The 19,098-nt window shown below is 43.7% G+C and carries 14 protein-coding genes, 1 tRNA gene and 1 other RNA gene; 5 read left to right on the top strand and 11 right to left on the bottom strand.

Going from position 1 to position 19,098, the window contains the following annotated elements; genetic code table 11:
- Window positions 1-50: 50 nt before the first annotated feature.
- The 4 genes from rlmD (at window position 51) to AAEY83_RS04005 (ending at window position 6,298) form a co-directional block, all read left to right on the top strand.
- Window positions 51-1,616, top strand: a complete 1,566-nt coding sequence (gene rlmD / locus AAEY83_RS04020) for a 23S rRNA (uracil(1939)-C(5))-methyltransferase RlmD (RefSeq protein ID WP_025646513.1) — start codon at window positions 51-53, stop codon at window positions 1,614-1,616.
- Window positions 1,617-2,102: 486 nt separating this feature from the next.
- The gene (locus tag AAEY83_RS04015; protein WP_025646512.1) at window positions 2,103-4,628 is read left to right on the top strand and encodes a RelA/SpoT family protein; all 2,526 of its coding nucleotides are present in this window, start codon (window positions 2,103-2,105) and stop codon (window positions 4,626-4,628) included.
- A 67-nt stretch (window positions 4,629-4,695) separates the two neighbouring features.
- The gene (gene mutM / locus AAEY83_RS04010; RefSeq protein ID WP_025646511.1) at window positions 4,696-5,637 is read left to right on the top strand and encodes a bifunctional DNA-formamidopyrimidine glycosylase/DNA-(apurinic or apyrimidinic site) lyase; all 942 of its coding nucleotides are present in this window, start codon (window positions 4,696-4,698) and stop codon (window positions 5,635-5,637) included.
- A 220-nt stretch (window positions 5,638-5,857) separates the two neighbouring features.
- The gene (locus tag AAEY83_RS04005; protein ID WP_025646510.1) at window positions 5,858-6,298 is read left to right on the top strand and encodes a hypothetical protein; all 441 of its coding nucleotides are present in this window, start codon (window positions 5,858-5,860) and stop codon (window positions 6,296-6,298) included.
- A gap of 171 nt (window positions 6,299-6,469) precedes the next feature.
- Here AAEY83_RS04005 and typA read toward each other — a convergent pair whose 3' ends face one another.
- Window positions 6,470-8,317 carry a translational GTPase TypA gene (gene typA / locus AAEY83_RS04000; RefSeq protein ID WP_025646509.1) on the bottom strand — a complete coding sequence of 616 codons (1,848 nt, stop codon included), beginning with the start codon at window positions 8,315-8,317 and terminating at the stop codon, window positions 6,470-6,472.
- 420 nt (window positions 8,318-8,737) lie between these two features.
- Window positions 8,738-9,922, bottom strand: coding sequence for an OmpA family protein (locus tag AAEY83_RS03995; RefSeq protein ID WP_025646507.1), 1,185 nt, complete (start codon window positions 9,920-9,922; stop codon window positions 8,738-8,740).
- Between the two features lie 633 nt (window positions 9,923-10,555).
- On the opposite strand from AAEY83_RS03995, the gene AAEY83_RS19130 reads away from it, so the two are divergent.
- Window positions 10,556-11,188 carry a pilus assembly FimT family protein gene (locus AAEY83_RS19130; RefSeq protein ID WP_084212645.1) on the top strand — a complete coding sequence of 211 codons (633 nt, stop codon included), beginning with the start codon at window positions 10,556-10,558 and terminating at the stop codon, window positions 11,186-11,188.
- Between the two features lie 31 nt (window positions 11,189-11,219).
- Here the strand turns inward: AAEY83_RS19130 and recO are convergent, their stop codons facing one another.
- From recO to bioD, 9 genes are all read right to left on the bottom strand, one after another.
- The gene (gene recO / locus AAEY83_RS03980) at window positions 11,220-12,005 is read right to left on the bottom strand and encodes a DNA repair protein RecO (protein WP_025646506.1); all 786 of its coding nucleotides are present in this window, start codon (window positions 12,003-12,005) and stop codon (window positions 11,220-11,222) included.
- Between the two features lie 61 nt (window positions 12,006-12,066).
- The gene (gene era, locus AAEY83_RS03975; protein WP_025646505.1) at window positions 12,067-13,182 is read right to left on the bottom strand and encodes a GTPase Era; all 1,116 of its coding nucleotides are present in this window, start codon (window positions 13,180-13,182) and stop codon (window positions 12,067-12,069) included.
- Window positions 13,183-13,286: 104 nt separating this feature from the next.
- Window positions 13,287-14,090: a ribonuclease III gene (rnc, locus tag AAEY83_RS03970; protein ID WP_025646504.1), complete on the bottom strand. Its 804-nt coding sequence runs from the start codon at window positions 14,088-14,090 to the stop codon at window positions 13,287-13,289.
- 53 nt (window positions 14,091-14,143) lie between these two features.
- Window positions 14,144-14,530, bottom strand: coding sequence for a DUF4845 domain-containing protein (locus AAEY83_RS03965; RefSeq protein WP_025646503.1), 387 nt, complete (start codon window positions 14,528-14,530; stop codon window positions 14,144-14,146).
- Between the two features lie 47 nt (window positions 14,531-14,577).
- The gene (gene lepB / locus AAEY83_RS03960; RefSeq protein WP_025646502.1) at window positions 14,578-15,480 is read right to left on the bottom strand and encodes a signal peptidase I; all 903 of its coding nucleotides are present in this window, start codon (window positions 15,478-15,480) and stop codon (window positions 14,578-14,580) included.
- Window positions 15,481-15,592: 112 nt separating this feature from the next.
- Window positions 15,593-17,392: a translation elongation factor 4 gene (gene lepA, locus AAEY83_RS03955; RefSeq protein WP_025646501.1), complete on the bottom strand. Its 1,800-nt coding sequence runs from the start codon at window positions 17,390-17,392 to the stop codon at window positions 15,593-15,595.
- Window positions 17,393-17,719: 327 nt separating this feature from the next.
- Window positions 17,720-17,796 (bottom strand) — tRNA-Met (locus AAEY83_RS03950).
- 116 nt (window positions 17,797-17,912) lie between these two features.
- An RNA gene (gene rnpB, locus AAEY83_RS03945) (RNase P RNA component class A) lies at window positions 17,913-18,287 on the bottom strand.
- Window positions 18,288-18,381: 94 nt separating this feature from the next.
- Window positions 18,382-19,098 carry a dethiobiotin synthase gene (bioD, locus tag AAEY83_RS03940; RefSeq protein WP_025646500.1) on the bottom strand — a complete coding sequence of 239 codons (717 nt, stop codon included), beginning with the start codon at window positions 19,096-19,098 and terminating at the stop codon, window positions 18,382-18,384.

The raw sequence follows: 19,098 nt of genomic DNA, 5'->3' as shown, positions 1-19,098 counted from the left end.
CCCATTTTCAATTTTTACTTATTTTTATCATTTATTGCTAAGGCAGGTTTATGCAGCCCACCGACGATCAAAACACTAAGAACAATGTTAATAGCAGTGATGCTACTGCTCAGACTCGCTCTAATAAAAGAGACAGCAAGGCGATTATCACCCCGCCTAATAAAAAGAAATCGAAACCGTCCTCAAAGACTCGTCGGCGCTTAAAAGATGCACCGCCAGTACCTTTTACTATCGACGGTCTTTCTCATGATGGTCGCGGTGTAGCCATCTATGGTAATGGCTTTGGCGCAGATAAGGGTCACCTTGAAGATAAGCATGGCAAAAAAGTCTTTGTCAGCTTTGCTTTGCCAGGAGAGAGCGCCTTAGTCAAGCTGACCAATAGCCGAGCCAGCTTTGAGGAAGGCGATGCTATAGAGGTTACTGCCAACCCCAATCCAGAACGCGCAGTGCCACCTTGCCCGCACTTTGGCGTCTGCGGCGGCTGTAACTTGCAGCATTGGCAACCAGATAGCCAGATCAGCTTTAAACAGTCCGTGCTGGCTGAGATGCTCGAGCATCAAGCTGATGTGCAGCCGGAGCAGTGGTTAGAGCCGGTGGTTGGCGATAGATTAGGATATCGTACGAAGGCTCGTCTTGGCGTGCGCTATGTCGCCAAAAAAGAAACCGCGCTAGTCGGCTTCCGTGAGCGTTCAAGTAACTTTTTGGCCGAGCTAAACGAGTGTCATATTTTAGATCCACGTATCGGTTTTGAGATTGAGAATTTAAAGACGCTAATCAGTACGCTCGAAAGCCGTGACAAGATTGCCCAGCTTGAGCTGGCGATGGGTGAGTATATTCCTGAGCTACCCGATGGTACACAGCCGGTAGCACTGATTGTCCGTCATCTAGAGCCCTTATCAGATGCCGATATCGATAAGCTAAAAGCCTTTTTTGCCGCGCGCAATTGGCAGTTATATCTACAATCTAAAGGCGTCGATAGCATTCAGCGTATCGCTTTAACCCCAGATGACGATATGAGCGAGCAGTTTGGCCATTTATATTACCAGTTGCCTGAATATGACTTAACTTATGAGTTTATTCCGACCGATTTTACCCAAGTCAATCTATCGGTAAACAGAAAAATGACGAAGCTGGCTTGTGATCTATTAGAGCTCAAAGCTGGCGAGCGCGTGCTAGATCTGTTTAGTGGCTTAGGTAATTTTAGCTTACCATTAGCGCGTTTGGTCGGCGAGACAGGCTTGGTGATTGGCGTGGAAGGCAGCGCGGAGATGACTTTACGAGCCGCTACTAATGCCAAGCGCAACGGTCTTGATAACACGGAGTTTTATAGTCAAGACTTGACCCAAGATTGCACAACTGAGCCATGGGCCAACCAAGGCTTTGATGCGCTGCTTATCGATCCGCCGCGTTCAGGCGCTTGGGAGATTATGCAGTATCTACCTAAGTTCAATGCCCAGCGCATCGTTTATGTCTCCTGTAATCCGGCGACGCTTGCCCGCGATACTAAGGCATTGCTTGAGCAAGGGTATCGACTGACTCATGCAGGGGTTATGGATATGTTCTGTCACACCGGTCATGTGGAATCGATTGCTAGGTTTGAAAAAGTATCTGCGTAATCACTTGTTTTGCTAAGTCTATTAAAGCGCCCGGGTTATATTCTATGGCGTAAAGATTATGTTTACGAGTAGCAATATTACAGAGCTCAACTTGAGTTATAGCAGCAAACTGCGATAATAGTCGTGACAGCTATCATAAAATTGCTAAGGTTTTGCAACAGCTATTTATTTAATTATCATTTAGTCTATATTAAAGCACTCTTTAATGATTTGCTTTAACTGCCACTTAACTAAATGCTAGTAACTTGAATAAAAGAGTTTGGCAGCCCTAAGCCTTATAGTTTGATTTTTTAGTATTTTTATAAAAGTTATTACTTGAGCTTATAACTAAAGCGTCATAGCACAAACTAGGATGACTCACCGCTTTATAATAGCTGCTACTTTGGCGGCTGTCTTGGCTTAAGTTTTATAGGTATTGATGATCATTTTTATGATGGATTACCAATATCGCTGTCAACAATCTTTAATAGCTAAAAGGAGCCAGCTGTGGTCAAGATTAGAGAAGGATTGCCCTTAGTAGATGGTCAAACTACCCAAGAAGATAGTGCGAGCTTGGCGGCGCAATTGGTTGCCAACCAACGCTCTCACCAGTCTGCTAATAGCTATGCGCAAATTCCTTTCGATATCAAGCAGCAACTGACTACTCATAAGCTGCATACCACATTTGATCGCTCAGCCGCGCTTGCTTATCATACTCACGACCCAAAACTAGCTGATTACGCTGCGGACTCCTACACTCCGACAGATTTTCCAGATTTAGACCAAGCCAACATTGATGTACCGGCGTGGCTAGATAATGTCGCCGAACGTATCGGCCAAGACTCAGTTCCCAATTTGGCGGCAGCTTGTGAGTTTATTCGCAGCCGTATGAATACCAGTGAGTCTGAGCGCTCAGGAGCTTATGTCACTGGCATCGGTATGAGTGATATTCTCACTTATCTCTATCAGGACGAAGACGCATTAGTCGCTGCGATGCTCTATCGAAGCGCGCGTAAATCTCTGATTTCGCTGGCTGAGATTGAGCAAAATTTTGGCGCTGATATTCGCATGTTAGTCAAAGATACATTAGCGATGGGTAAGCTGTCCGCTATTATTGAAAATAACAAACGCTTAGAAGACCACTTTATTAATAAACAGCGCGACCAGCTCTCTAATATCTATAGCATGCTGATCTCGGTCACTAACGATGTGCGAGTAGTGCTGATTAAGCTTGCTGAGCGTACCTTTGCAATGCGTGAGCTCTCTTTTTCTAGCGCTGAGCGCCAACAACGCGTGGCTCGTGAAGTCATGACGATTTATGCGCCGCTCTCGCATCGATTAGGGATTGCTCAGCTTAAGTGGGAGCTTGAAGACTTAGCGTTTCGTTATCTTGCCCCTGATCGCTATAAAGAAATTGCCAAGCTATTATCTGAGAAACGTAGCGAGCGCGAAGCTTATATTCAGCGGGTAGAGAGCAAGCTTAATCAAGCACTCATCGATGCTGATATCGTAGGCGAGGTTTCAGGTCGGGTCAAACACATCTATTCTATTTATCGTAAAATGAAGCTCAAAAGCTTATCTTTTGATCAGCTCTATGATATTCGTGCGCTGCGTGTCTTAGTCCAAAACCCTGCAGATTGCTACCACGTCTTAGGCTTAGTACACGGCTTGTGGCGTTATATCCCTGAGCAGTTTGATGACTATATTACCAACCCTAAGCCCAATGGTTATCGCTCCCTACATACCGCTGTCATCGCAGAGAATAAATCGCTTGAGATACAGATTCGTACTAATGAGATGCATTTTGAAGCTGAGCTTGGCATGTGCGCGCACGTTAACTACAAAGAAGGGCTGAAGAATAAAAAGGACAACTATCTCAACCAAAAAATTAGCTCGCTACGTCAGCTATTATCCATCAATAACGAAGCGCGTAATCAAGCTCAAGGCGATAATGAGAGCGACGTAGAGTATGATCTAAATGACTTTGATGAAGATGAACAAGCCATTGATTTTGATGAGCTTGAGCGCATCTACGTCTTTAGCCGTGATGGCGACATTATAGAGCTGCCTAAAAATGCCACTGTGCTTGATTTTGCTTATTATGTGCATACTCAAGTCGGTAATCGCGCGCAAGCGGCTCGGGTCAATCAGCGTTATGTGCCCCTCACCTATCAGCTCAAAACCGGTGAGCAAGTGGAGATTATTACCAAAGCTTCGCGCGAGCCTAATCGCGACTGGCTAGTTGCTTCTTTGGGTTATATTCATACTAGCCGTGCCCGCTCCAAGCTGCGTCAATGGTTTAATAAGCAAGACCGCGATAAAAACCTTGAGATTGGTCGACATATGCTCAGCCGTGAGCTTGAGCGCTTATCGGTGCATCCAAACAGTATCGATCTGAATGACTACACTCAGTTTTTTCATGTCAATACTCCTGACGATATTATCGTCGGCTTAGTCACCGGTGAGATTGGTCTGAATCAGCTGACAGGACATATCTCCAGGCAGCTACATTTAGAGCCTGAAAAGCAAAAAGCTGAGTTCACTCCTACTATCGACCCAAAAACCACGGGCAAAGCGGATGCCTATAAGATTTATATAGAAGGTTTGGATAATATCGAGATCAATTTGGCAGGCTGCTGTCATCCGATACAAGGGGAACCTATCTCAGGATATATCACCTTATCACGCGGCGTCAGCATTCATAATCGTGGCTGTCCTGAATATGAACGTCTAATAGAGCGCGATCCTGAGCGCGCTGTTAGTGCAGCTTGGAGAGCAAAATCCGGGCGTTATCAGCCTGTAGACATTCACATCGAGGCGTATGATCGCCGTGGCTTACTACGCGACTTGACTCAAGTCATCGATAAAGAAAGCGTCAATATCCGTCAAGTGGACACCACAAGTAACGATGATAATATTGCTTTTTTGAAGTTCCATGTTGAGGTAGCAGGATTGGCGCATTTATCTAAACTGTTAGCCAAACTTGAACAGCAGCCTGGCATATTGCACGCACGCCGAGCGGTTGCGCCTTAATACAGCACTGCTTTAGCACTGATAATTACTCAAAACCATTCCTTTAAAGGTCATGATATAAACGCTTATGCCTGAATTACCCGAAGTCGAAACGACCAAGACTAGTCTTGCGCCTTTACTTAATAAGACTGTAGAGACAGTACAAGTGTTCCAGCCTAAACTGCGCTGGCAGATGCCTGATGACTTGCAATCCTTGGCCAGTTACCGCTTACAGAATGTTGAGCGCCGTGCAAAATACTTGATTTTAAGCTTTGTACCATCAGCGCAGTTATCACAAAGTACGGAGTCAAATAGCGATAGCCGTAAGCTGATTATTCATTTAGGCATGTCAGGGAGTTTGCAGCAGCACGCTTATGGTACTGAAAAACGTAAGCACGACCATTTGATACTCACCTTTAGTGATGAAGACAATACCCTTAGTCAATTACATTATCACGACCCAAGACGTTTTGGCGCGGTACTTTGGTATACCGATTATAAAACCAAACTACTCGATCACCTCGGGCTTGAGCCGCTATCTGATGATTTTAATACCGACTATCTATATCAGGTCATTCAACGCAGCAATAGTGATAACAGTGCCAGTAAAAATGACATAGATAAGAAAAAGATAACGAACAAAAAACCTATCACGCGACCGATTAAATCAGTCATTATGGAGCAGCAAGTCGTAGTGGGCGTCGGTAATATTTATGCTGCCGAAAGCCTTTTCTTATCGGCGATTCACCCCGCTACTCCTGCTAACAGCTTATCTTATGAGCAGATAGCGCTACTGGTTGAACATATTAAAGCAATTTTAGATAAAGCCATTACGCTTGGCGGCTCTACTCTACGCGATTTCACGGTAGCTAGTGGCCAAACAGGCTACTTTCAACAAACCCTAAATGTTTATGGGCGACAAGGCGAAGATTGTCCGAACTGCGCCGCTACTCTGGATAATATCAAGCTCAATGGGCGCGCGAGTGTCTTCTGCCCTGAGTGTCAACCGCTACCAAAGCCAAATCGTTAGCTACATGACTCACTAAAGCTTTATAGAAAGTAGTCAAGACAAAAGTGATTCATTAAGCCGTTAATGATAAAGCTAAAGGTGGAGCGCATGGATTTATATTGCTAATCGCCCAACATCTTGGTTTAATAGTAGCTATGTTTAATAGTAGTTGTGCTCAATAATACTAACGTTTAGCAATAGTCTTAGCCTCTATCTTCCACCCTTATTTTAGGATGACATCATGACTGTCAAAACTCGCTTTCAACATGCTGTTAAGTCCAAGCTTTTAACCGTTCTTACTAGTATCAGCCTTGTAGTTATCACTATGAATCCAGCCTCAGCGGCAATCGAGATTGACGAGACAGATTTTGGTCCTTCATATGACACTATGGTAGTCGATACGGTAGTAGGTAAGCCGTTGCAATTAGTCGCCGCCGTTACTGGTACAGCCGCCTATTTAGTTAGCCTGCCTTTCGCCGTCGTCGGTGGTAATGCGGATCAGTCGCAGCAAAAACTATTTGTGGAGCCTTGGGAAGCGATGAGCCGCTGTTTGGGCTGTACCGTCGCCGAGGATAACTACTACAAGTCGCAAGCAGTCGATGATAATACAGTGCGCATCGTAGTCGATCAGCCCTCCGAGATCTTGATTAATACTAACGACTACGTCGTAGTAACTCCTTAGTAGCGTTAATACGTTAGTAATAGCAATACCTTAATAATAGTAGCGTTGCAAGCTCAATGCACAGTTAATTATTATTCGCTGACTACTCTTATCTATTATAAATTTTTGACATAAAAAAAGGCTAACACGAGGTTAGCCTTTTTGCATTGTGACACTAAGTCAAATCAAGGTTTATGCGTTCTTCTTACGACCGTGACGCTTACGCTCACTTTCCGTCAAATAACGCTTACGGATACGGATAGCTTTTGGTGTCACCTCGACCAACTCATCATCTTGAATAAATTCAAGCGCTTGCTCAAGGGTGAACTTAACCGCTGGCGTCAAGGTCAAAGCCTCATCCGTACCACTAGCACGAACGTTAGTCAGCTGCTTAGCTGTCGTAGGGTTCACAGCCATATCATCATTACGCGAGTTTAGACCGACGATCATGCCTTCATAAACTTCAAGCTGAGGCTCTGCAAATAACTTACCACGCTTTTGTAGATTAAACAGAGCGAAGCCTAAACAGGTACCATTAGCCATTGAAACCAACACACCGTTAGTACGACCACCGACATCACCGATCTTTTGTGGACCATAATGCGAGAAGCTTGAGGTCATGATACCCGAGCCTGAAGTCAAGGTTAAAAACTCAGAACGGAAGCCAATTAGACCGCGAGCAGGTATAGTCGCTTCAATACGCATACGACCTTTACCATCAAGCTCCATATTGGTCATCTCGCCTTTGCGTAGACCAACCTGCTCCATGATAGCGCCTTGGTGCTCTTCTTCGATATCGAAGACGACGTTTTCATAAGGCTCTTGTAGTTTGCCATCGACTTCTTTGACGATAACTTCTGGGCCAGATACACCCATCTCAAACCCTTCACGGCGCATATTTTCGATCAATACTGACAAATGCAGTTCACCACGACCAGAGACTTTGAATTTATCTGGAGATTCAGTATCTTCCACGCGCAGAGCAACGTTATGAATCAGTTCACGCTCTAGACGCTCACGGATATTACGCGAAGTCACAAACTTACCATCACGGCCTGCAAATGGTGAGTTATTCACTTGGAAGTTCATCGAAACGGTTGGCTCATCCACAGTCAATGCTGGTAGTGCTTCGACATGATTTGGATCACAGATAGTATCAGAGATATTAAGCGCATCGATACCTGTGATACAAACGATATCACCAGCCTGTGCATCTTCAACATCAATACGATCGAGGCCATGATAACCCATGATTTTAAGAATACGACCATTACGCGTGTTACCGTTTTTATCAATGACTGTAACTTGAGTATTGGTAGACACTTTACCACGTTGAATACGGCCAATACCGATAACACCTACGAAGCTGTTGTAATCAAGGCTAGATATTTGCATACGAAATGGTGCGTCAGCATCCACTTGTGGCGGCTGTACTACATCAACGATGGTTTTAAACAACGGCGTCATATCTTCAGCCAGATCATCAGCATCCAGACCAGCAATACCGTTTAACGCTGAGGCATATACCACCGGGAAATCCAACTGCTCATCAGTTGCGCCAAGGTTATCAAAAAGATCAAAGATCTGGTCCATAACCCAATCAGGGCGTGAGCCAGGACGGTCAATTTTATTGATAACGACAATAGGTTTCAGGCCTTGTTCAAACGCCTTTTGTGTGACGAAGCGAGTTTGCGGCATAGGGCCGTCAACAGCGTCAACGACTAACAATACACAATCGACCATCGACATGACGCGCTCAACTTCCCCGCCAAAGTCGGCGTGACCTGGGGTGTCGACAATGTTAATACGATATTCAGTATCATCAGAGTTATCTGTCCATCTGATCGCTGTGTTTTTAGCTAAAATGGTGATGCCACGTTCTTGCTCAATATCACCAGAGTCCATCGCACGTTCGGCAATATTAGCACGATCGCCAAAAGTACCTGATTGATGTAATAACTTATCAACCAAAGTAGTTTTACCGTGGTCAACGTGGGCAATAATTGCAATATTACGCAAGTGTTTAATATCGTTCGCCATATAAAATGCTCGTTTTGTCTTAAGAAAATACAGTAGCCGTCTATGCTACTGGATAAATTTTATTTACCAATTTAGCAAAAGCTTTACGAAGATAGTAGTCAATCGTCATTTGCGTACGATTAATTAGGAGGCATAGACGCCGTAATTTTCGATTTAGGACACTAAATAATACATTTAGCGCCCTAAAGATCTTTTTGGCGTAAGGCTTACCGCGTAAAGTGCTGATAGTGACAAATCTATTGCTAAATAGCAGCAATAATAGGTGACTTGTCCATTTGCAAAATGTTTGGGCGGATAGTATAACATTAATGCAAATACTTTTTTGCATTAAGTTATTTATATCATTACTTTTTATACAACGAAAAAAGCCACCTTTAAAGGTGGCTTTTTTGTACAACAACTAAGGTATCAATTTGCTACTTACTGAACAACCATATCTTTAGTTTGTTCTACAGTCATTGTTTTGTCACCAGTGATGATGGCATAAACACGACGGTTCATAGCGCGACCTTCTTCAGTATCGTTATCAGCGATAGGCTGGTCGTAACCGTAACCTACAGTTGATAGACGGTTTGGTGCGATACCGAACTCGTTAGTCAACATAGACTTAACCGCTACAGCACGGGCTTCAGATAGACGTTGGTTATAACGTGCTGATGGGCCAGTTTTTGAAGCATGACCTTCAATGCGGGCAGTTGAGTTTGGATACTCACGCATCTTCTCAGCTACTTTAGCGATTTCAGGCTGATACTGTGATTTGATAGTAGATTTGTCGTTATCAAAGAACACACGTAGCTCCATTTTCAACTCATCAGTAATATCTACTGGAATTGGGCAACCACGTTCGTCAACGACGACGTTCATTGGAGTACCTGGGCAAGCGTCTAGTGAATCAACAACACCATCACCGTCAGAGTCTACGTCTTCTTCTACAACGACTACTGGTGGTACATAGACGTCAGGCTCTACAACTGGTGGCACTGCTACAGTAGGCTTCAAGTGACCACCTAGTACAACTTCTAGACCAGCTAAGGCCATGCCTTCCCACCAGTTGTTATCGAAGTTATGGATAGCACGAGCTTCACCGCGTAGGCTTAGTGCGTCATTGATGCGGTACATAGCACCTAGACCTAAGTTACCGATAGTGTCTTTAGTACCTGAAACTTTGTCACCGTTGCTGTCTTCGATTTCGATTTTAGATTGACCGGCACCAACTAGCATGTATGGCTTGAATGCATTTTCAGTGTAACCACTGAACTCTTCAAAACCAACTAAGAAGTTACCAGAGATCATTTCTTGTTCTGCGTCGAAGTTATCAGAACCGTCTTGGCGGATAGCGTCAGTGTTAGATACACCATACTCTACTTGGAACTGAGTAGAAGGCGTTAGCTCGATACCTAAAGCGGCACCAGTATATAGACCGTCTTCTTTGTAGTAACTGTCACCATTGCCACTATAATCTTTTAGTAAATCAGCTTGGTCATCATCAGCGCCTTCGCTGTAATGATAGCCTAATAGTAACGGGCTGATAGTAACACCAGCGTTAGCCGCTAGTGGAGCAGCTGTTACAGCGAACAGAGCTAGAGCGATTTTATTCAATTTCATGAGCTTCCTCCAAAGGATAATTTAAGTGGATAAAACAAGTCATACCACTTCCTAAGATATGTTAACTACACACCTATCACGAATGTGTCATTATACAACAAAAGTAATTAGGAAGTAGCTTAGCGATTATTAATTCAGTTTACAACTTTTTTTATCAGGCAGCTACACATTATTACACGATAATAGGGTAACTAAAACAAACTTGAGATACATTCCTGATATCAACTGACATAACCACAATCTTTTTGTTTTTGACCTTAGACTTATGGTTACTAAACCTACCTAAATAATATCAACTTCTTTATTTGTTGTATCTAAGTATTCTAATACATCCTTGTAGCTTTCTCTATTCATAAAACGCTCAATTCACTAATTGAAACATTTTTTGACAGTTGGGCTATATTCTGCTTATATATACTAGTAAACATTATTTCACTTGCTAGCACTAACAATCCTATTAGAATTGGACTTATTATTTATCCAATAACAGATAGTGCTATCACTGAAGATAAATACAGCGCGCAAATACAATTTATGTCAGTAGTGCGCTGTAGGCTTTACTCATTTATTTAAGATTTACTTTAGACCGCATTCCCCTATTAATTAGCAATTAGCTCAGGGCGGTAAGAAATCATGTACTCTTTAAATCATCCATTACACATATATTCGTTTATATTAATATTATTATTTATATACTTTATTTTCAGTTATACTATCGAGCGACGCTCATGCCAGATTCAAAGGAATCAGGGTTTTACCTTAGTAGAGCTTATCGTAACTGTCTGTGTTTTAGCGATAATAGCTATTATTGCTGCGCCATCTATATTAACTCAGTTAGCCAATATGGAGTCTAAGCGCATCAGATACGACATAAGCTCTATGTTAGCTACTGCAAAAGCGGAGAGCTATTTAAGACGTCAAAATCTAATTGTTTGTTTATCAGATTCAGCAGGACGTTGTCATAAAAATAGCAATAAAGCGATGTTACTATTCTTTGATCACAACGATAATCAGCACTTCGATATTTCTACAGATGAGTTATTAGAGCAACAGCGCTTGTCTCCTAGGTATGCTCAGCTACATCTGCGAGCAGGTAATCGGCATTATATTAAGTTTTGGGGCGATAGCGGTAGGCCTCGAGGATTTTTTGGTCATATCAAATACTGTCCTACCTCCAGCTACAATCAAAGTAAGTATCAAATATCTTTTAACCAAGGCGGTATTGTGAAATACAAACCTGACGCCGCTCATCCGACTGGCTGTTAATCATTTTTTAAGTTTCTAAACAGAAGAGAAGTTATTGATAACGCTGTTGCTGTTGCCATAACAGACGGCTTTGTAGCGGCTGATAATCGAGTAGCTGATCGATAAGCTGACGATGTATGCGCGACCATGAGTTCAAAGTTGAGCTTTCAATACCGAGCTGAGTCATTGACAGTATTTCTTGACCACGAAACAAAGTTGCTGCTGAGGAAGAAAGGTCTGCTGACTCCTCTGCTACCACTGGTACAAAGCCAGTATCAGCTAAGAATCGATAAGTAGTCTCTGCCTCGATAGCTTCTAAGTTACTATCCTGCGTTAAGCTCAGTGCAAAGCCTAACTCTTTAAACAAGTGCTGCTCGAATTGACGTAGACACAAGCGCAGCTCATCGGCTGTTAATGGCTGTTTGAGTAAATTTAAACTATCTTGATAATGTTGCCATAGCACTGGCATAGGATCTTCGCTAGGAAGTAGCTTCCATAGTATCTCGTTGAGATATAAAGCCGCGTATTGCTGTTGACCGCGGATCTGACCATAGCGTGGGTTATGAGCGGCTGGCGATGTTACTGCTGATGACTGGTTTGTTGCAGGGGTAGGCTCATCGTTTAATAGGCGATCGAGCTGACTGATGGTAATTTGGGTAAAAGTTTTAAGATCACGCTTACCGGTAGCAAACAGCTGTAATGGTGCAAATAGCGGCGCGCCTTTTTTGCCAATACCATGTACGACGCCATGCTGCTGAGAAAAAAGGTAGTAGATCGCACGTTTTTCTTGGTAGGAGCGCTGATGTAATAAATAACCTACTAATGCTTCATTGCGCATCTATTATTACCTCAGCGTTTATTGATATCTAGTTAGAGTATTTGGTTCTACTAGTAGTACCTTAATACCCTAAGCTATTTAGAGCACGTTCATCATCTGACCAACCGCGTTTGACTTTAACCCAAAGCGTGAGCATGACTTTTTTGTCAAACAGCAGCTCCATATCTTTGCGAGCGACTATACCCACTTGTTTAATACGCTGACCTTTCTCGCCAATGACAATGGCTTTTTGACCACTACGCTCGACAAAGATAGTTGCATCAATAAAAGTCATAGCTTTGCGAGGACGCCCGGTTTTAGGGTCTTTATGCGCCGCTTCATCTTTAAAGCCATCAATTTGTACCGTCAGATCATAGGGTACTTCATCTCCGGCGCTACGCATAATTTTTTCGCGGATAATTTCACTGGCTAAGAAACGCTCTGAGCGATCGGTGATTTGCTCTAGATCGTAAATAGGATCTGCAACAGGCAAATGCGAAGCAATAACTTCTTGCAAGCGGTCCAAGTTTTGGCTCTTCAAAGCAGAAACCGGTACGATATCGGCAAAATCGAAGCTTTCATTGAACGTTTCGATTAATGGTAATATCACGCCCTTATCTTTTAGCGTGTCGGCCTTATTGATAATCAAAACAACCTTTAGGTCAGTCTCACCCAGCTTTTGTAGAGTCAATAAATCATCTTCACGCCATTGATCTGAGTCTACTACAAACAGTACCAAATCCACATCGACTAAGGCTGATAATGCCGCTTTATTCATGCGCTCATTGATCGCGCGCACTTCATTGTGATGAATGCCTGGGGTATCCACGAACACCGCCTGCATCTCATTGGTACTCAAAATACCATGAATACGGTGGCGCGTCGTCTGCGGTTTACGTGAGGTAATAGAGAGCTTTTGACCCAAAAGATGGTTCATCAGCGTCGACTTACCTACATTTGGACGTCCGACAATGGCCACATAACCGGCTTTGAAATTCTCTGCAATGTCGTTGTGACTATTCGCTGAAAAGAAACTATCGATTGCGTCGTCATTATCAGTAGTGTTTGGTGTCTCGGCACTGTTGTCAGCAACATTAGCTGTTTGTGATTGCACAGTCGCTAACGACTCGCCTATCTTTCTACTGTTTTTAGGCGTGTTAATTTCGGTGTTTGGCTCAGTTTCGTTATTTTGGCTCATATTATTGGCTTTGTCTTTAAGGTTAAAGTAATGACTTTTATAGTAAAAGAATTGATACTTTAAGGATAGTTATAAAAGGATAAGAGTAAAGAGTAAGGCTTATCTTAAGGGCGTTTTTTTATCGCTTTGGGGAGTTTGTGCAACTGATTGATCATCAGCTCAGCTGCTTTTTGTTCGGCGATACGGCGACTCTCGCCAGACTCAGTCACATCAGGGCACTGACTGATATTTACCTGACAGCGAACAACAAAAATCTGATGCGGAGCGTTACCGCGAGTTTCTATTAATTCATAAACCGGAAGCTCGAACTGCTTAGATTGTAGCCATTCTTGCAGGCGGCTTTTGGCGTCTTTTAGCACTTTTTTTTCATTGACGTTTTCTATCAACTCCCCATACCAATCTAGCACGCAATTACGGGTAATATTAATATCTTGACTATCGAGATATATCGCGCCGATTAACGACTCTACCGCGTCGGCTAAAATAGAAGCACGGTTACGACCGCCGCCCTTACGCTCACCAACACCGAGTATGAGATGATTCGACAGCTCTAGGTTTTGCGCTATGATGACCAGCGACTCTTGGCGAACCAAAGTCGCGCGCATACGTGTCAGGCGTCCTTCGTTTTGCGTAGGATAACGATGGTATAGAGCTTCACCTACGATCATTCCGAGCAGCGCATCCCCTAAGAACTCTAAGCGCTCGTAGTTTGTTTTACTATCAAAAGAGCGATGAGTCAAAGCCAGCTTAGGTAAGCTTGGATCATTAAAAACATATCCAAGCTTGCGCATCAGCACTTCTAAGCCCTGAATAAAACTTGGGGTTAATGTTAGCGCGTCAGTAACGGTGCTTGTTTTATGACTAGCAGGCACGGGCTTTGCTTTATGCTGCGGCGGATTTGATTTCATGCGTGGCTTTTGGCTATCCTTTTATCGTATTAATATAGCAGCTTAATGAGTGCTTATTCTGCTGACGTCCCATCGATATCGCCTTCAAAGCGATTGACGATATCAACGTTTGCAAAAAAGTTATTGGTTTCTTGGTAATTTTTATAAATCGCCAATTGTCCTGCTTTTTTATTCGTAAAGGTAAAAATATCTTGGGCTACAGTATCGTAGTAAGCGTTGATATTCAGTTGTCTATTGACGCGTTCAATATACTGAGTCGATGTCTCGTTATTAGCATTCGCTTCTTTTAACTGAGCCGCTAATAGCTTCGTCAATTGATAATCGCCCACTTGCGCAGGCGCAATAGCTAAGGTTAGCTTACCTGCTATGACGATAATGATTAATAATAAAATTATACTAGTCACACTGCCGCGCTGTGCAGATAAACTGTTTTGCTTCATCCTTACGCTTCCTATATAAAATGGGTAAGCTGAGTAAGCTGGTATCGTTAGTCGATGGAGCCATTGCGATCAAAAGTTGGCATACTTAGACCGGGCGGCTTATGCATCCAAATATAAACAGCTTTTCCGGCTAAGTTCTCATCAGGAACAAACCCCCAAAAACGGCCATCTAAGCTGCGGTCACGATTATCACCCATGACAAAATATTCATTTTCAGGAACCGTGATACGCCACTGATTCCCAGCCGAGCTCACTACCTCTGACGCTTGCTGCTGTAAAAAAGGCGCATATTGTGAGCTGTTCATGCCTTTTAGATAGCGAACCAGATGCTCATGCTCGCCTTGCGTCTCTTTAAAATACTGCGCTTGCTCTTCTTCTAACTGCCCCATTCTCGTCGCTTCGGCGTCAGTTAGCACTTCACCTGGCGCAATCTGACCTGCTGGATACAGCTGTGAGGTCAATTCCGGATTGGCAGCAAAGTCGACGGACTCTGTTTTTACCTCTGTACCATTGATAGCAAGAGTACCATTGTCATAACTGACTGTATCACCCGGCAGGCCAATAACGCGCTTGATATAATGCACACTTGGATTTTCAGGATAACGAAATACAGCGACATCGCCGTGCTCAGGATCACCTGTATCAATAACTTTACTATAAGTTAAAGGCAAGCGCACGCCATAAGCAAACTTATTTACCGCAATAAAATCGCCAGTATATAGCGTCGGCACCATAGAAGAGGATGGAATATTAAAAGGCTCAATCAAAAAAGAGCGTACAATTAAGACCACTGCCAGTACTGGAAAAAAGTCATAAGCCCAGCGCACTAGTAGGTTTTCTTCGCCGGGACCACGCGTTTTTCGTTGCTTCAAAGCCAGTTTATCTAATAGCCAAATCAGCCCTAAACCTAGCGTTAGTGGCACTAAAATTAAGTTAAAATCAAAATCCATCAAAGTGCCCTTCAGCTATCAAAAAATGACTCATTTTGCCACATTCACTTTATCGCTTCGTTTAAAACCGTAACTATTCTGATATCAAACCATCGGTAGTCGTAATGATTTATTAACTATCGACCTGCAATACTGCTAAGAAGGCTTCTTGTGGTATCTCCACACTACCTACTTGCTTCATTCGTTTTTTACCTGCTTTTTGCTTAGATAACAGCTTTTTCTTACGCGAAACATCACCGCCGTAACACTTAGCCAAGACGTCTTTACGCATCGCTTTAACCGTGCTACGACCAATAATCTGACTGCCAATCGCTGCCTGAATTGCGACATCGAACATCTGGCGCGGGATCAGCTCTTTCATCTTACCCACTAGCTGATTACCACGGAAACGCGCTTGATCTTGATGCACAATCATCGCTAGGGCGTCGACTTTATCGCCGTTAATCAGTACATCAACCTTGACCAGTTTATCGACTTGATAGCGCTCAAAGTTATAATCTAAGGATGCAAAGCCGCGTGAGACTGACTTGAGTCGATCAAAGAAATCCATGACCACCTCGGCCATTGGAATATCAAAAATAAGCTGTACTTGCTTACCCATAAAGCGCATATCGACCTGTACACCGCGGCGCTCAATACATAGGGTCATAACGTTACCCAGATAGTCTTGTGGTACTAGTATCTGACAGCGCGCTATCGGTTCACGAAACTCTTCGATATTGTTAGGCTCAGGAAGTTTTGATGGGTTATCAACGTAGATCACCTCGCCATCTTTCTTTTCTATCTCATAGATAACCGAAGGCGCAGTGGTGATTAGATCCAAGTCATATTCGCGCTCAAGACGCTCTTGGATAATCTCCATGTGCAGCATACCCAAAAAGCCACAACGAAAGCCAAACCCTAGCGCATCAGAAGTGTCTGGCTCAAAAAACAGTGACGCATCATTGATTTGCAATTTTTTCAGCGCTTCGCGGAACTTTTCAAAATCGTTAGAATCTACCGGAAACATCCCTGAATAGACCTGCGGAGTGATTTGCTTAAACCCTGGAATACGATCGACGTCAGGCGTTTTTTCGTGAGTGATAGTATCCCCTACTGGCGCGCCAGCGATATCTTTGATCCCAGCGATGATAAAGCCAACTTCACCCGCCTCTAAAATACCAGTATCTAAAGGCTTAGGTGTAAAGACACCAATTGAGCTGACCGGATGCGATTCTTGGGTCGATTTGATATAAATCTTATCGCCCTTACGCACGGTACCTTCACGGACTCTCACTAAAGACACAACACCCAAATAGCTATCAAACCAAGAGTCAATAATGAGCGCTTGTAGCGGGGCGTCGCGATCGCCTGTCGGTGCTGGGATACGCTCAACTAGCGCCTCTAATAACGCCTCCACGCCCAAGCCTGACTTGGCAGAAACGCGAGGGGCATCGATTGCCTCTATGCCGATGATATCTTCAATCTCTTGAATGACGCGCTCAGGCTCCACTTGCGGTAGATCAATCTTGTTAAGGACAGCCATGACTTCTAGGCCCTGATCGACTGCGGTATAACAGTTGGCAACCGACTGCGCCTCAACACCTTGCGCCGCGTCAACGACTAACAGCGCGCCTTCACAAGCCGCTAGTGAGCGCGATACTTCATAAGAAAAATCAACGTGACCTGGCGTATCGATAAAGTTTAGCTGATAACGCTCACCATTAGGATGGTCATAATATAGCGTGACCGACTGCGCTTTAATGGTGATACCGCGCTCACGCTCGATGTCCATAGAGTCAAGCACTTGCGCCTGCATCTCACGATCTTGCAGCGCGCCGCACATCTGAATAAAACGGTCAGCAAGGGTCGACTTGCCATGATCAATGTGGGCAATGATAGAAAAATTACGAATATTGGCTAATGCAGTCACAAAGCGCCTACTAAATAAAGGATGATTGGATCGTAGTTGTTAGTTGCAAAATCGCGTCTCTAGCATTTATTACAACGTACTTATACGTGCAGGTATTCTAGCAGTTTTTAGCTCTAAAGTAAGGCGATTTTATTTGACAAGATTGGTGCATAACAAAAAACGAGCGTTTTTGATGGAGTCATTCTCGATTGAGTATAAACATTGATTATAAATAAAGAAAGGCCTGATACCATTAACAAACGGCGCAACACGATTTGTCGACTCTACGCTTGAGGTAAAACTTCAGGCAAAAAAAAACCAACCGCTAAGGATTGGCTTTTTTGAATATGGTGGCGATGAAGAGACTTGAACTCTTGACCTCACGATTATGAGTCGTGCGCTCTAACCAGCTGAGCTACATCGCCATTTAAGGCTCGGTATAATACCGATAGCATCGACTTGCGTCAACCCCAATCTGACATTTTTTGCAAAAAAACTGCTTTAACTGCTGAAATAAAATAGCAAACCGAATAAGCAAAATAGGTTTGGCAGACCGATAAGCCGGGTTCTGTCGTGGACAATCATTCCTCTAGGCGTATCATCGCTAATACGCTCAAGCAACCTACCCGCATCGAACGCGGGCCGCGCCATACCGATGCCTATTTGGTCTTGCTACGCGTGGAGTTTACCTTGCCGTGAGATGTTGCCATTCACGCGGTGCGCTCTTACCGCACCCTTTCACCCTTACCTCACATGCTGATGCGAGGCGGTCTACTCTCTGCTGCACTGGTCGTCAGATTACTCTGCCCAGCCGTTAGCTGGCACGCTGCCCTATGTAGCCCGGACTTTCCTCCCCTGCAATTCTATCTATTAAAAATAACAAACAGTATGCAGCGGCGATTGCCTAGTCTACCAAGCGCGCTAGTATAGCAAAACTAACGCCTGTATGGGAATGTCTTTTCAGCTTATTTTTAGAATGACTTTAATGACCTTAAAAGCATTTTAAACACTTAGATAAACGCTGTTGGCAAGGCTATGTCAGCATCATCTGAATGTTCATTTGCTTGTTTGGCTAAAACCAGCCAGTGCGCTTTGGGGTAATAGCGCGCCAAATAGGTTTGCAAAAAATCAATGGTACTGTTTGCAATCTCAGCATCCGTTTGCTCAGCATCATCATGGATATGATTGTAAATCACACTATGGATCATTAAGCCGCGCGATTTTATGGCTTCTAAGCTTAGTAACGTATGATTGATGCTGCCCAGTCGGCCAGAGGTGACCAAGACGATAGGATAGCCTTGCTTGGCAATATAATCCAAGGTTAATAGTTGCTCATTTATCGGTACCAGTAGCCCGCCTGCCCCTTCAAGCAACACCATCTCATAATCAGCTTGCAATGCTTTGGTGGCATCAGTAATCACATTGATGTTAAGAGGCTGATTGGCCAATGCTGCGGACAGATGCGGTGACGCAGGCTTCTCATAGCGATAAGGACAGGTGGTAAAGTCCAGATCACATGGCTGTAATGGCATCTGCATCAATTGACGGTGACTTAAAATATCATCCGCAATGCCTAGTTCGCCATCTGCTTGTTTACTGATGCCTGTTTGCACCAATTTTTGCGTGATAACGTTCACACCCTGCTGCATCAACGCTTTGGCAAGTAGACCCGTGGCATAGGTTTTGCCGATATCGGTATCGATGCCGGATACAAATAGCACGCTCAT

This window comes from Psychrobacter sp. TB20-MNA-CIBAN-0197, from assembly GCF_040309765.1.
Lineage (GTDB): Bacteria > Pseudomonadota > Gammaproteobacteria > Pseudomonadales > Moraxellaceae > Psychrobacter > Psychrobacter submarinus.
Note: the sequence above shows the minus strand (reverse complement) of the source record. Positions and strands in the feature narration are given on the sequence as shown.